Source organism: bacterium, assembly GCA_022616075.1.
Classification (GTDB): domain Bacteria; phylum Acidobacteriota; class HRBIN11; order JAKEFK01; family JAKEFK01; genus JAKEFK01.
In genome coordinates, this window is record JAKEFK010000065.1 from 1 (window position 1) to 13,223 (window position 13,223).

The 13,223-nt window shown below is 48.7% G+C and carries 16 protein-coding genes; 5 read left to right on the top strand and 11 right to left on the bottom strand.

Translation table 11 applies throughout. From position 1 onward, the window contains the following. The 7 genes from L0156_05420 to L0156_05450 form a co-directional block, all read right to left on the bottom strand. Positions 1-330 (bottom strand): glycosyltransferase family 2 protein (locus L0156_05420; GenBank protein MCI0602434.1); only part of this gene is annotated, 330 nt, incomplete at its 3' end. 53 nt (positions 331-383) lie between these two features. Next, on the bottom strand, positions 384-1,403 hold the full coding sequence (locus L0156_05425) for a methyltransferase domain-containing protein (GenBank protein ID MCI0602435.1): 1,020 nt from the start codon (positions 1,401-1,403) through the stop codon (positions 384-386). An 8-nt stretch (positions 1,404-1,411) separates the two neighbouring features. Next, complete coding sequence (locus L0156_05430; GenBank protein ID MCI0602436.1) at positions 1,412-3,346, bottom strand: RiPP maturation radical SAM C-methyltransferase; 1,935 nt, start codon at positions 3,344-3,346, stop codon at positions 1,412-1,414. A gap of 3 nt (positions 3,347-3,349) precedes the next feature. Beyond that, positions 3,350-3,697, bottom strand: a complete 348-nt coding sequence (locus tag L0156_05435) for a hypothetical protein (protein MCI0602437.1) — start codon at positions 3,695-3,697, stop codon at positions 3,350-3,352. Between the two features lie 473 nt (positions 3,698-4,170). After that, positions 4,171-4,653 carry a hypothetical protein gene (locus L0156_05440; protein MCI0602438.1) on the bottom strand — a complete coding sequence of 161 codons (483 nt, stop codon included), beginning with the start codon at positions 4,651-4,653 and terminating at the stop codon, positions 4,171-4,173. After that, a complete protein-coding gene (locus tag L0156_05445) occupies positions 4,632-4,892 on the bottom strand; it encodes a type II toxin-antitoxin system prevent-host-death family antitoxin (GenBank protein MCI0602439.1) in 261 nt (86 codons plus the stop codon). Before L0156_05445 ends, L0156_05440 begins: the two co-directional genes overlap by 22 nt. Positions 4,893-4,951: 59 nt before the next feature. Next, a complete protein-coding gene (locus tag L0156_05450) occupies positions 4,952-5,377 on the bottom strand; it encodes an FtsX-like permease family protein (protein ID MCI0602440.1) in 426 nt (141 codons plus the stop codon). Positions 5,378-5,756: 379 nt separating this feature from the next. Here L0156_05450 and L0156_05455 point away from each other — a divergent pair, with 379 nt between their 5' ends. Continuing rightward, positions 5,757-6,824: a hypothetical protein gene (locus tag L0156_05455; protein ID MCI0602441.1), complete on the top strand. Its 1,068-nt coding sequence runs from the start codon at positions 5,757-5,759 to the stop codon at positions 6,822-6,824. A 60-nt stretch (positions 6,825-6,884) separates the two neighbouring features. Here the strand turns inward: L0156_05455 and L0156_05460 are convergent, their stop codons facing one another. Further along, positions 6,885-7,154: a protein kinase gene (locus tag L0156_05460; GenBank protein ID MCI0602442.1), complete on the bottom strand. Its 270-nt coding sequence runs from the start codon at positions 7,152-7,154 to the stop codon at positions 6,885-6,887. Positions 7,155-7,266: 112 nt separating this feature from the next. Between L0156_05460 and L0156_05465 the strand changes: the two genes are divergently transcribed. Then, positions 7,267-8,085 (top strand): helix-turn-helix transcriptional regulator, encoded by an 819-nt coding sequence (locus tag L0156_05465; protein MCI0602443.1) that lies wholly within the window; start codon positions 7,267-7,269, stop codon positions 8,083-8,085. A gap of 58 nt (positions 8,086-8,143) precedes the next feature. Then, positions 8,144-8,593, top strand: coding sequence for a VOC family protein (locus tag L0156_05470; protein MCI0602444.1), 450 nt, complete (start codon positions 8,144-8,146; stop codon positions 8,591-8,593). Positions 8,594-8,599: 6 nt separating this feature from the next. Here the strand turns inward: L0156_05470 and L0156_05475 are convergent, their stop codons facing one another. Both L0156_05475 and L0156_05480 read right to left on the bottom strand, forming a co-directional pair. Continuing rightward, on the bottom strand, positions 8,600-10,360 hold the full coding sequence (locus L0156_05475) for a DUF885 domain-containing protein (protein ID MCI0602445.1): 1,761 nt from the start codon (positions 10,358-10,360) through the stop codon (positions 8,600-8,602). 55 nt (positions 10,361-10,415) lie between these two features. Then, complete coding sequence (locus tag L0156_05480) at positions 10,416-11,432, bottom strand: YncE family protein (GenBank protein ID MCI0602446.1); 1,017 nt, start codon at positions 11,430-11,432, stop codon at positions 10,416-10,418. A 62-nt stretch (positions 11,433-11,494) separates the two neighbouring features. Between L0156_05480 and L0156_05485 the strand changes: the two genes are divergently transcribed. After that, positions 11,495-12,229 (top strand): DUF1326 domain-containing protein, encoded by a 735-nt coding sequence (locus L0156_05485; protein ID MCI0602447.1) that lies wholly within the window; start codon positions 11,495-11,497, stop codon positions 12,227-12,229. Between the two features lie 85 nt (positions 12,230-12,314). Continuing rightward, positions 12,315-12,716 (top strand): hypothetical protein, encoded by a 402-nt coding sequence (locus L0156_05490; protein MCI0602448.1) that lies wholly within the window; start codon positions 12,315-12,317, stop codon positions 12,714-12,716. 15 nt (positions 12,717-12,731) lie between these two features. On the opposite strand, the gene L0156_05495 is transcribed toward L0156_05490, so the two are convergent. Beyond that, positions 12,732-13,223: SIS domain-containing protein (locus L0156_05495; protein ID MCI0602449.1), on the bottom strand; the 492-nt coding region annotated here is incomplete at its 5' end.

Here is a 13,223-nt window from a genome sequence, read left to right on the forward strand (position 1 = left end):
CAAGATGGCATAAGCTTCCGCCTGCGGTTTCCGGATCGCATCTCTGATTTCTTTACGGAGAACGGGTGTCAGTCTTTCGTCGGCGTCCAGAATCAGGACCCAATCGTTTTGCAACAGCTCGATTCCTGCATTCTTGTTGGCTGCAAAATGATCAAATTTGCGCTGATGAACGATTGCACCGGCCGCGCGTGAAATTTCTGTGGTCCTATCCGTGCTGAAATTGTCCATAACCAGAATCTCATCTGCGATTTCCCGGACGGAATCGATACAGGCCGAGATATTCCCTTCCTCATTCAGAGTTGGAATCAGCACGGACAGCTTATCATTCATGCGTTCTGGTTGGGTTTTTCTCGCTTTGGGATGTCTATAGTATACCAACCTGGTTACTCTGCGCCTTTGTGTCTTTGCGTTGAATTCTTATGGGCAACGATCATTGGCGAATGTGAGCTGATGTCGGCAGTTTCTATTCGTGTAAATCCCGCTTCATTGAGCCAATGTTTGTATTCAGACAGAGTAAAAAGGTCCCCTTCCTCCGTATCGAGCAACATCGCGAGAGCGACGATCAGTGAAGATTGCGGACCGGTACGCTCTTCCTCCGGGATGATGTCAATAATTGCAATTCTTCCTGCATCCACCAGTGATCGATTCATACGTGCGAGCAATTCGCGTGAGAATCGTTCCCCTTCGGAATGAACAATGTTGCCAAGAATTGCAAGATCAAACTTGCTTTTCCCAAAATCCATCATTCTTAAATCCCCCGGAAGATAGGTGAACTGCTCTTCAACGTGATGCTGTTTTGCGTAAACTTTCGTGATTTCCAGGATCTCCGGCAAATCATGAGCCGTGATCTGCGATTGCGGGTCGGCTTGCGCAATCGCAATCCCCCAAACTCCCGATCCACAGGCAACATCCAGTACTTTCATTCCGGCATGAGTGCCTCCTGCGCCAAGAATCTGAGCTGCGCTCTCTGCGGATCTCCAATTCACCACATGCAGGCTGCGTGCTAACCCGGCAAAGGATGCCGCTTCTTCCGAGAGACTTCCCTTTTTTCGCACAGGCTTTCCGGAACGGATCGCTTCATTCAAACAATCCCACTGTTGCAAACTGCGCTCATCTTCCCATAAATCCCCCATGTAGTCCGGACTGCTTTTTCTGAGATAACGCAATGAAATCGGATTCAGCGAGTATCGCTGATTGGATTTATTCAAAAGGCGAAATGAAACCAAACAATCGAGCAGCATCCTGATTCCGCGCGGTGAGCTTCCCGTTACCTCTGCGGTTTCATCCGCTGTTTTCGAATCGTCACCAATGCTTTCAAATACACCGAGCTGCACTCCGGACATGAGGATTCGTGTCGCCATGTGCGAAAGAGCAAGCCGCTGGAGATACTCAATATCAGACATCGATCGATTTAACGCAAAGACGCAAAGTCACAAAGTCCCAAAGAGCTAAGCTCTTGCAAAACTTCGCAAAACTTTTGCAGCGCGGCGCCTTTTGGCTGATAGACGCCTAAAGGAATTGCGAGACTTAAATACGATTTGCCATCCTGAATCATCAGACCACGATTCACGATCGGTTCCAGGAGAGCCTGCACATCAAACTCCTCGCTCGAACGTTTCAACTCGCTGGCAGTCTGCGCGACCTGACATTTTCCATAGAGGATTTTTTGCATTCCCGTAAGAACTGTAAGCGGTTGGATTGCAACAGGTCGCAAATCCCAGATGAGAAGATGGCTACCATTGTCCATACAAAATAAATCCGAACTTCCTTCCACATCCCACCATTTCTTGACTGCATGCCAAAGATCATTTGTGTAGCTCATCACATCGCGTTCTTCACTGTAATCGTAATCGAAAAAGTATGCCAGGTTGGACACGACTTCTGCAGGAAAAGGATAAAGATAAAAGTATGCAGGATGCGGCTTTACCTTTGTGATCCCAAATTGTTTCGCCCGCTCATAATTCGGGCTGAAGCGATCGAGACGGATTCTACAAGCTGCCTGGGGCGCGGGTAAATGGGTTAAATGCGGGATCAGTTCGGTCATATGATGATATTCCTGCGGATCTTCTCCCGGAAATCCCCAGAGAATATTCCAGGAAACTCTGACTCCCAGCTCTTTGCACCATTTTAAAAGCTGGATATTCTGAAGCGCAGTGACGCCTTTCCCCATTAATTGCAGAAGCGAGTTTCTAAAACTTTCGATTCCCGGTTGGATCGTAGTTACTCCGGCATCGAACAGCAAACGAAGCTGATCTTTTTTAAGATTCGCTTTTACTTCATAAAAGATGTCGAGCTTTTCATTCCGTTCGGCAAGCTTCGGCAGAAAATCCTTGAAATACTTCAGATCCAGAATGCAATCGACAACATGAACCTTTCTACTGTTGTACTTTTCTGAAAGAAAAGAGATTTCCTCGAATGCGCGTTGAGGCGACTTGCTGCGGTAGGGCATCGTTTCGCTGCTGATACCGCAAAAGGTGCAATGACTCCTTTCTCCCCACCAGCATCCGCGTGAAGATTCAAAAAGCACCTGGCGTCCAAAATCAAATTTGGTTTCTGCGCGCTGTTCAAAAAAATCATCGTAATCCGGATAAGGAAGGTCATCGAGATTTGGAATTTTCTCGGCGTTTGGAAACTGATTCGAATCAAAGGCAGCGGATACATTGCCCGGAGTATAGACTCCCTTCAAATTCGCAAAGTCTTCGCTTTGCAAATGTCTTTGCACGATTTGGGGGAAGACCAGCTCCGCTTCACCGGAAACAACCGCATCGACAAAGGGAAATTGATGAACGATTTCGGCTCCCGTCACTCCTTCGCAATTTCCTCCGCCAACAACAATCAAAGTTTCAGCGGAGCGCGCTTTGATCCTTTTTGCCAACGATAACGAAGACATCTGCTGATGAAATACGCTGCCAATCCCAACCACTTTGGGAGAGTAACCAAGAACTGCTTCCGCACACTCCGCGACAAATCCGGGAGCCACCGATTGATATTCCCGGATTTTTTCAAAGAGGCCGTCAGGAATCTCAATCGTGTGATCAACAATGTCGGAGTAAATTCGCGATCGCCGGACAAGAACTTCTTCGATATACTCCGAGTTGTCGTAGTCGAACAGACTTGTAGAGAAAATCCATTCGCCGAGCAGATCCATCGGACGTGGATACCCATTTGCAAGAACATGATAAAGATCGCGTCCTACACGTTCAGCGAAGGGAAGACCGAAGTACAAAACCTTGCTGGAAATGTTTTTTGCTGCAAGGCAACTCTTGAGCAAACTCAACCCGAGAGACGGCATATAGCCGTGAAAAGGCATGTTTACCAGAATGACTTCCCGGCTCTCACCACGCATTGTTTATTCTTCGCCGCGCGGTTTGAGATTCAGCAGGATATCTTTGCCCGTTTCCTTTAAGGACTTGAAATACTCAATGAGTTTTTCGTTCGTGATCACCAGATTTCCCTGTTCATTGATCTGAAATTGATCAGCTCTCAGGCTCATTTCGCTGGTCTCACTGCTTGCAGTCGTATGCCCTGGCGCGGAAATATTGTCGCCCATGACAACAGGTCCCACGGGAACGTAGGGTGGAGCATAACGCACCTGTCCTTTTGCTGCGAGCGCTGCGAGTTGTTCCGGAGAGAGTGAGGGGTCTTCCTTCACTTCGGTCTTCGCGCTTTCAAGCTGTGAATCCAGCTGCGATTTCATCTGATTTCCCGCAGCTTTTAGATCGCCGGCAGCGTACTTGTCCGCCGCAACTTGCCTTTCGGGAGTTAATTGTCAAGGCGTGCTGGTTTGCGCAGCTTCGTTTGATTTGCTTGTATCCTGAATATTTTCTGTGGCAATAGGTTTGGGACCGGTATTGCTGATTTTGGTCATGTTTACCTCAGTTTGAGCCAGTATAACAACTTGTCTTCTGATACCCAAAAGGACGGAGTAGTAATAAGAAATGGAGATGTGCCACTCTTCGTCAACTTCTCGCTTTTATTACGAACGAGACTTAGGAGAATCACAAAGCCGCGAGCGCGCCGCGCTTCGCGACGAATTCCGGACCCGAATACCTTCTGTCGCATCTCTTTACGCCGAGACAAAAACAGCTCGTGATGATCCTCATAAACCGCTCTGGATGGAACCATGATGGCCGGTCCACAAAACGAAGTCAGCTCTTCTTGGTGGCTTTTTTAATCGCCCGATTCACGATCCGACTTTTGTTTCAGAATTTGCGCGGGTGTCAAAGAAGGGATGTGCATTTGTTGGAAATGTTTTGCGTTCCACGAAACGAACATATCCGCACCAGGTATGTATTTCGCTATCACAGAAGCGATCAGCGCATCTCCAAAACTAAGTTTCATCCCGATTTGTTCAAACAGGTTACTGATTCCAACTTCAGGAAGCGGTTCTTCCAACGAATGCAAGGGCAGCACATCAACTTGGTAACGCCGTGGAAAATAAGAGAAAAGTTCTTTCAGTTGGGTAGGCGAAAGGTTGAACGAGAGTATCCCGCAAATTTCCAGGAGGTTGACGATCGTTGTAACTGCATTTCCTTGCGTACGGATCGTGTCCAGAAACCGGCGGTTGATCTTCGACTCTCGATCGCGAGAGTATCGCAGGTCCCGGATAAAAATATCCGTATCAACGACAATCAACTCCGTCTTCTGCTCCACCTCATGGCCTCAGCTACTGACCCAAACCTGGGCTTTGTACGACGAAGAGTCGTTTCGATATCATCCCATGCTTCTTCATAAGCCCGTAGGTGCGCAGCTTCCAATTGCCGGTCCTGCACCGGTGAAAGCACGGCAAATGGTTTACTTCTCATGGTGATCAAAACCTTTTGACCGTCTTCAATCAATTTCAGCACTTCGCCCGTCCGGTTTTTTAGTTCCTTCGCTGTAACGGATTTCATAGTAGCTACTAATCAATATAAAATAGCTACTTCGTCCCGTCAAGGACACGCGTGTGAATTCACTCTTCGCGCAGGAGCATCAAAGGTTCGACTGATAGGGCGCGTTGTGCGGGAATCCATGTAGCGAGCAGTCCCAGCAATGACATTGCTAAAACAACGCATGACAGTACGAGCGGATCGCGGGGAGTAACCTGATACACAATGGAAGCGAGTACGCGGGTCGCGAGAATTCCGAGAATCAATCCTGCTGCCGAACCAAAAGCGAGCAATTTGACGGCGCGTCCTAATGCGGCTTCCAACACTTGCTTCCGTTGCGCGCCGAGCGCCATACGAATTCCCAGCTCGCGCATCCGCTTGCTGACCGAGTACGCAGCCATTCCAAGATGCCGGTGATGGACAGCATCGCGCCCATCAAGCCCAGCACACCCAGGGAAACCGTAGCGACACGTGAAGGAAACAAAGGCAAGTCCAATCCCTCGTTCCACGTTTGGATGAAGCAAGGTAGCCCCGCATCCAGGTCCCGCAGTTTGTTCTGGATGGCGGCCGGCAGTTGCTCCGTATCACCATTCGATCGCACCACTATCGATGCATCACTCGCGGGCGATTGCAGGATGGGGAGAAACATCGCCGGCCATGGATTTTCGGTGAGGGTCGCGTATTTTCCGTCCCGTACGATACCCACGACCTGGATGCGCGTTCCATCTCGCATCTTGAAATATCGCCCCATCGCGTTGTTCGCTATTGGGCTGGCACCGCCCGGCGCAACCACTTCAAAATGCCAACACAGTTGGCAACGTCAATTCGCTCTACGAGCAGGATCGCATGGCATAGTAGTTGCTTTACTAAAAGGAATCAGGAGGAGAAATGAAAATCAATCGACCAACCATATGGACGCCCCCAGAACCAGTACAAGAAAAACCACCTAGCACTCCAGCTCCAGGAAAGGCAGTTGAGGAGAAGACTACCGCGCCGGTGGAACTGCAAAGAAATCCTTCACCGAAAACGGACAGCGTGGAAATGAAGCCAAATTCAAACGTTATCCTTGACAACCTCGCATCAACACCGAAGCTGGATCCAACACAGAGTATTAATCCAAACCAAGTTCCCGCGGCTCTGATTCCGGGTGTTCCTTTTCGCGAGAAAGCCGAACTGCCGAAGACCCTTCCGAATGGCACTTCTGTCGATAGCGGAGTGGGAAGTGGCGATCTCGGATTTGGAAAAACCCGGCCGGGGCCGAATCACATGGGAATCGATATGAAGGGAAACGATATCAGGAACCAGCTCAACGATGCTTTGAATCTGAAAGAAGGAGCCGGTGCTCAATCCTCTACTCCTCCTTCTTCTGGAACTGTGAACTACACCGGTTTAGGAGGCGCCAGACCGGAGGCGCCAAAATATGATGCTGGATTCAACCGTCCTGGCATGGGTTTAGCGTCTTTTGATGCCGACCGCAACCCCTTTAAAACGCTTACGAAGCTGCCGGAAATAGTCGAAAAAGTTACGGGCCGGGCAGCTGACTTCCTCGATGGCATAAAAGCCATCGTCAACCCCCAGGAACAAGAAAAGAAGAAGCTGAATGAAAAAGAAGGGGATGGGATTCAAGAATATGTCAATCCGGACTCTCCTGAAGGGACACAACCAGTGATTACGGAGGAAACGCTCGAAAAAATTCAATTGCGGCGCGATTCCACCACTCAGCCGGGCGTTCAAGAAGACCTGGGTCCAATCGATGGAAGCAAGCTATCGGAAGCCGATCCGCGAAGAAAACTGATCAGCAATCCGAACCCGGAAGATCAGTCGTCGATAACCCCTGGTGGAGACGGGCACGTGGTACTAGATGCGAAAGGTCCAGATACTGTCAATCCTAATGATCCTGAATTGGGTGGCGGAGGGGAGCCGATAGTTATCGATCCAAATCGCCCTCGCGGCTAAGACGGCGCATTTTAGCTATGCCGTTTAGCGCTAGAATATCGGCATGGCGCAAGAGGATGGTCATGGTCCGCCTCGCACCTGTTCGGGGGACATGTAACCAACAGTCTCCACAATCATTCCAGGAGTTGATAAAGGAGCGACGGTTTGAAGTTGTGAGTGTTCTTCGGACGATGGCTCCCCCAATTGGAGTTTGGCCAATCCAAAATCCAGTATTTTGAGTCGTCCATCTTTTGTAAGAAAAATATTTTCAGGCTTAAGATCGCGGTGAACAATTTCCTTTATCATGTGCCGCAGCAGCCGCAGCGAGTCCACCTGCCAATTGCATTGCATAGTCGATGCACTTACGCAAAAACAGCGCGCCTGCCCGAAGTTTCTCGCGAAGCGTTTCTCCTTCAAAGCGAAGTCACAAAGAAAAAATACTTATACTAATATGGTACGCATCATGATTATCGAACGGGCTCCTTCCGGCGCATTGCACCCTTTCGTAAAGTTCTTGTGGGCATCCGATGACCGCGAAAGCACCATCCCTGCAAAACGCGAACGCATGATTCCCACAGGAAGCATGCATGTGGTCTTCAGACTCTCCAATCATCCAATTCGAATTTTCGACTCGACGATCGATGAACGCGGGCAGGCTTTCGGCTTTGGTGTGGTTGCCGGACTTCGCTCTCGTTACTACATAAAGGATGTCTGCAGGCCGGTGCGAACGGTCGGCGCTGTACTCCAACCGGGTATGGCCGGTTCTTTATTCGAGGTAATTGCAGCGGATCTGGCCGAAAGACACATATCGATTCAAGAGTTGTGGGGACAAAGTTCCATTGATTTGCTGGAGCAATTGCATCAAGAGGGCACACTTCAACAACAATTAGACGTTTTTGAATCGCATCTCGTGAGTAAAATTCCGCAGAATGGTTCTGTCCACCCTGTTGTAGCTTACGCTCTGAAGGTCATCCCTGTAAGGGGCAATATCAGCGAAATCGTCAGGGAGACAGGCTACAGCCACAAGCATTTTATCGAGCTCTTTCGAACCGCAGTGGGACAATCCCCCGGGTTGTATTCCAGGATCCTCCGATTTCAACGAGCATTAAAAAGACTCACCGAGCCGAATGCTTCCCTTGTGGATATTGCGCTCCAAAATGCATACTCCGATCAGGCGCATTTCAACAGGGAATTCCGAGAGATCGCAGGGATTACCCCGGGCGAATATCGAAGCTCTCGCACCCAGAGCCATCACGTACCGATTCCGATCATCAAAAGGTAAATTTTATTCAATACAAGAGTCACTTTTAAGTAGACAATTGTGAGCGGAGGATCAGCACATGAAAATTGAAGAATTGTTTGCGTATATAAGCGTAAAAGATGCAGAGAAGGCGATTGAATTCTACAAGGAAGCCTTTGGTGTGAAAGAAAAACTTCGTCTCACAGAACCGGGTGGCCGGATTGGACATGCGGAGCTGGAATTTGGAAGCGCTACGCTGATGCTGGCGGACGAATTTCCGGAGTACGGTTTTGAAGCTCCGAAGGAGACCGATTTCACCTCCTGTTCACTCCATATTCACGTGGATAATGCAGACGAAGTGATTCAGCGAGCTGTGAAAGCGGGAGCGAAGATTGTACGCGAGCCTCAGGACCAGTTTTACGGCGAACGATCCGGAACCATAAAAGATCCGTTCGGTCATAGTTGGAACATCGGGCACCACATAGAGGATGTTTCGGCCGAAGAGATGCAGCGACGCTACGATCAACTGATGGCTGATACGAAAAAATAAAAACAACTAAGGCGATTTCTGCTGCTGAATAAATTCTTCGATCGTCTTTTCGAGGATTGGCAGAGTCACGGATCCATTTCCAAGAACGGCATCGTGAAATTCACGAACATCAAATTTCGGACCCAGCTCAGCTTCGGCCTTGCGACGCAATTCCCGAATTTTCAATTCCCCGATTTTGTAAGCGAGCGCCTGCCCGGGCCAGGAGATATAACGGTCCGTTTCCGTTTTTACTTCATGAAGCGACAATGCGGTGTTTGTAGCTAAGAATTGCAGTACCCGATCGCGTGTCCAGTCTTTGGAATGCACTCCTGTATCCACCACCAGCCTGCACGCTCGCCACATTTCGTAAGTCAGGCGTCCGAAATTATTGTAAGGATCCTGGTAGAAACCTGACTCCAGGCCCAACCATTCCGAGTAGAGTCCCCATCCTTCACCGAAAGCATCCACATACAGGAATTTGCGAAATTCAGGGATATTTTCTTTTTCACTTGCGAGCGCCGTCTGCAAGTGATGGCCGGGAACCGCCTCATGAAGAGTGAGTGATTCAAGCGCGTAGAGCGGCCGGCTCTCCAAAGCATATGTGTTCACCCAATAGTATCCGGGCTCGTTGCTGCCTTTGGCAGGCTCTACGTAGCGGCCCGCGGTATATTTGGGAGCAATATGATCGGGAACGGGTTCCACTCCGTATGGAAGGCGCGGTAATGTTTTGAACAGAAACGGCAGCTTTCCATCCATTCGTTTTGAGATATAAGAAGCTTCTTTTAACAGTTGCGCGGGTGTGGTCGCATAAAATCGCTTATCCGTTCTCAGAAATTTTAGAAAGGCCGCAAAATCACCTTTGAAATGGACCGACCGGATGATCTCTTCCATTTCTTTTTTGATTCTTTGTACTTCATTTAATCCTATCTGATGCACTTCTTCCGGAGTTAAAGGGAGTGTCGTGTAGTGGTGTACCAGATACTCGTAATACTTTTTGCCGTTCGGAAGTGCAGAGGCGCCGAGAGTTCGGCGTGTTTTTGGAATGTATTCCTTTTGCATGAATTCAAGAAACGTCCGGTACCCGGAAACCACACCTTCGGAAATCGCAGATGCTGCATCTGTGCGAAGCCGTTCCTGATCCGAATTGGGTACCGAAGTTGGAAAATTCTTCAGCGGCGAAAAGAAAATACTCTTTGTGGGATCTTCTTCGATATGAGTAGTTATTGTAACTTCAAAACCGTCAAGAACCACAGCCGCCAAAGTCATCCCCGTGCGAAGGCCTTCGCGCATCAAGCCAATGTTCTGATCAACGTACTTCTTGAAACCCCGAAGGCGAGCAATATAGTTTTCGTAGTCTTTTGCCGTTTTCAATGGAACCTGACGCGGTAATCTTGCAAAATCAGTGTGAAAACCGCTGTCTGCGTTCAGTGGAATCAAATAAGCCTGAAATTCAAACGAAGAAAGATAATCCTCAACGAAATTCTGAAAAAGATCGTAACTGATCTGATCAGTCTTCTTCAGTTTGTTTCGTTCAATTTCGTTCAGTTTTTGCAGAATCTTTCTGTAAAAATCGGCGCGTCGTGCTTCATCCTCTTTTGAAACAGAAGGAAAGCGATCCCCATAGTCGTGGTTGCCAACCGAAGTTGCGAACAGGGGGTTCTCAGCCAGACGAAACCTCCATTCTTCATCAAATAGTTCCTGGAGGCGAGGATCAGTCGAAGGTGATGATGACGCAAACATCGCACACGATAGAAGCAGTACAAGAATCAGAGCGCGGGGAGTTTTCATGCGAACTATTTTACAAGGTTGCGCAACCGGGTACCATTCATAGCGATAGTGAAAGCTACTTTTGCGAGTAGCCCAGTCCGTCCGGTTCCTTTCCTGCTTTGATGGAACCCACAGGTTTCCATTCAACGAGATCCAAAATTGTAATCGAATCCGCATTTGCATGTGCTACAAATGCTCTTTTTCCATCAGGTGGAATCAAGATTCCAACCGGAACAGAGCTGTTTCCAAAGCCTTCGAAAACGCGGCCCTCCTTTTCCGATGCCTCCAGAGGAATGACAATCCTCCGGAGCTCTTTTTTTGAACCAACATCAAAGACGGCAATATCGCCGCTGCGGGCATTGCTGACCAGAGCGTTCCGCCCATCAGGAGTAATCTTGACTCGGATCGGAAATGATTTTGATGCAATCGTGGAAACAATTTCCAGACTTTTCGGACTCAATACCGAAATGGAATCAGCAGCTCGATTCGTAACCCAAACTTCCCGGCCATCAGGAGTAAGATCGATTCCTTCAGCTCCGTCGCCCGTAGGAATTGATTTAATTCGGGTTCCCTTCTCCAGATCCAGAACTGTTACGGTTCCCGACCCGATGCTTGCGACGTAGGCCCTTTTCTTATCCGGTGATAAAGCCACCATGTGAGATAGATCCTGATCAGTTAAAATTTCCTTTTCGACACGACCGGATTCTAGATCAACAACAATCACAGCGCGGTTCTGTTCCACTGTGACAATTACACGGTGTTCCGACAACCATTGGATTCCATGGGGACGTTTGTATTTGTTCAAATCGATCGTCTTTTGTATCGACTTTCCAGGAACATCGATTACAGTCAACGAAGATCCCGGAATCTCTCGCGTGCCGTAATTGCATACAACCGCATACGTTCCATCAGCAGAAACAGCCACTTCGTGCGGGCCTTGTCCTGTTGGAAGAACGGACTCTACTTTATTAGAACGCAGGTCGACCAGACTTGCCGTATTCTCAGCCTTATTCAAAATAACGAGAGTTTCGCAAAATACAAGACGAGCCGGTAGACAAAACATCAACATCAGCAGACAGAAAACGTTTTTCATAACCAATTCAATTATAAGGGTCAAATGGCAATGATATAATCTCGCTTCGGCCAGGAGGTGTCATGCTCAAGACAGCTTTTACTGCTTGTTTGTTACTTCTGTTGGCTTTACCCGTAAGCTCGAACGATCGCATTGCTTGGAATGTGGAAGGGGTCATCGCCGACGCCTGTCAGTGTTATGTGTTTTGTCCTTGTGAATTTCAGAGCCTCCCAACGTTTGGACATTGCGATGATACAGCCGTTCTGAATATTACAAAAGGCCTGTATGGCAACGTAATCCTGGATGGGACCAGAGTCGCCGCTGCCGGACAAAGCCCCAAAGGAATGAGAATGTCTGAAGCAGCCGGCAATTTAACGTTTGCTCGAATTTACATTCCCAAAGAAGTGAGTGAAGAACAAAAGAACGCACTTGTTGAAATAGCCCGAGTTTTCTTCGGAAAGAAAGTCGGTCAAAAACAGAGGATGTCCGCAAACGAAAAATGGGAACAGGTGGAAATGAAGGTCCTCCAGGAACCCAATCGTTACCGCATTGAGATCCCCAACATTTTGAACCTGGAAATCGTATCGCCTGTAGGTGGCGATGGAAAAACTCCTCTGGTTCTAAAGAACAGCCCGTTTGCAACCCTTTCCGATATCCGAATCGGCAGGTCCAAGATCTATCAATTCACCTCCAACGGCATTCAATGGAATTACTCCGGACGGAGCGCGTCGATCAGGAATTTCCGGCTCGACAGCGAGCATTTACGATATCCAGAAGAAAAAAACAAAATTCAGCAACCGCAACACAACCATAAATAAGGTTTCCGTTCGCGACTTTTGACTCGGAAGCGGACATTGTGGTAGAAGTACTTACAAACCTATGATACGAATTGGAGGACTCGCCATGAAGAGAGTTCTGTTCCTTGCGATAGCTGTGTTCGCTCTTTGTTCAGTAAACGACCTTTTGGCGTGTGTCGGACCTTTGGACATCATGCCTCAGCTTGACACGACACCCACAATCAACTGCAAGAAAAAAGGCTTGTTACCGATCGCGTTACTGTTCTCTTGCAATAGCTCTACCGGAGATTGCTTCTGCGATAGTGCTCTCCCGACTTTGGAAGGGACTGCTGCTTTGCGGTGTGGCATTGACGATGCTGACGGCCTCTTCGGTGAAAACGATTTCACTTGTTGGTGGAAGGTCAGCGACGTATGTGACGAGGTTTGCGACGGTACGACCTCTGTCACTTACAACCCTTGCGGGCTCTTTCAGGACACCGACTACAACGCGATTAATTGTCCTGATTGAGAATTTCGATTTCTGTCACTCCACCGTGACCGATTTGGCGAGGTTGCGGGGCTGGTCGACGTCGCAGCCGCGGCGCACGGCAATGTAGTAAGCGATCAGTTGCAGCGGAATCACTGACAGAATCGGGACGAGAAGCTCATCGGCGCGCGGGATGTAGAAGACTTTGCGGGCGATGTCTTCAACCGAGGCATCGCCTTGCGTGGCAATGGCAACGATATTTCCGCCGCGCGACTTGGCTTCCATGACATTGCTTCTAATCTTTTCGTAGTGGCGATCCTGCGGCATCACAGCAACCACCGGCATTTTTTCATCGATCAATGCGATCGGTCCATGCTTCATCTCGCCGGCAGGATAACCTTCCGCATGAATGTAGGAAAGCTCCTTCAGTTTTAACGCGCCCTCCAGTGCGATCGGGTAATTGATTCCACGCCCCAGATACAGAAAATCGCCGCGTTCGATGTAGTCTTCAATCAACGTCTCAATCAGATCGTGTTTCTGCAGGATCAC

Coding starts and splice junctions, on each gene's coding strand:
- L0156_05425 (MCI0602435.1), bottom strand. CDS start 1,403: ATGTCTGATATTGAGTATCTCCAGCGGCTTGCTCTTTCGCACATGGCG.
- L0156_05430 (MCI0602436.1), bottom strand. CDS start 3,346: ATGCGTGGTGAGAGCCGGGAAGTCATTCTGGTAAACATGCCTTTTCAC.
- L0156_05435 (MCI0602437.1), bottom strand. CDS start 3,697: ATGAAATCGCAGCTGGATTCACAGCTTGAAAGCGCGAAGACCGAAGTG.
- L0156_05445 (MCI0602439.1), bottom strand. CDS start 4,892: ATGAAATCCGTTACAGCGAAGGAACTAAAAAACCGGACGGGCGAAGTG.
- L0156_05455 (MCI0602441.1), top strand. CDS start 5,757: ATGAAAATCAATCGACCAACCATATGGACGCCCCCAGAACCAGTACAA.
- L0156_05460 (MCI0602442.1), bottom strand. CDS start 7,154: ATGCAATGCAATTGGCAGGTGGACTCGCTGCGGCTGCTGCGGCACATG.
- L0156_05465 (MCI0602443.1), top strand. CDS start 7,267: ATGATTATCGAACGGGCTCCTTCCGGCGCATTGCACCCTTTCGTAAAG.
- L0156_05470 (MCI0602444.1), top strand. CDS start 8,144: ATGAAAATTGAAGAATTGTTTGCGTATATAAGCGTAAAAGATGCAGAG.
- L0156_05475 (MCI0602445.1), bottom strand. CDS start 10,360: ATGAAAACTCCCCGCGCTCTGATTCTTGTACTGCTTCTATCGTGTGCG.
- L0156_05480 (MCI0602446.1), bottom strand. CDS start 11,432: ATGAAAAACGTTTTCTGTCTGCTGATGTTGATGTTTTGTCTACCGGCT.
- L0156_05485 (MCI0602447.1), top strand. CDS start 11,495: ATGCTCAAGACAGCTTTTACTGCTTGTTTGTTACTTCTGTTGGCTTTA.
- L0156_05490 (MCI0602448.1), top strand. CDS start 12,315: ATGAAGAGAGTTCTGTTCCTTGCGATAGCTGTGTTCGCTCTTTGTTCA.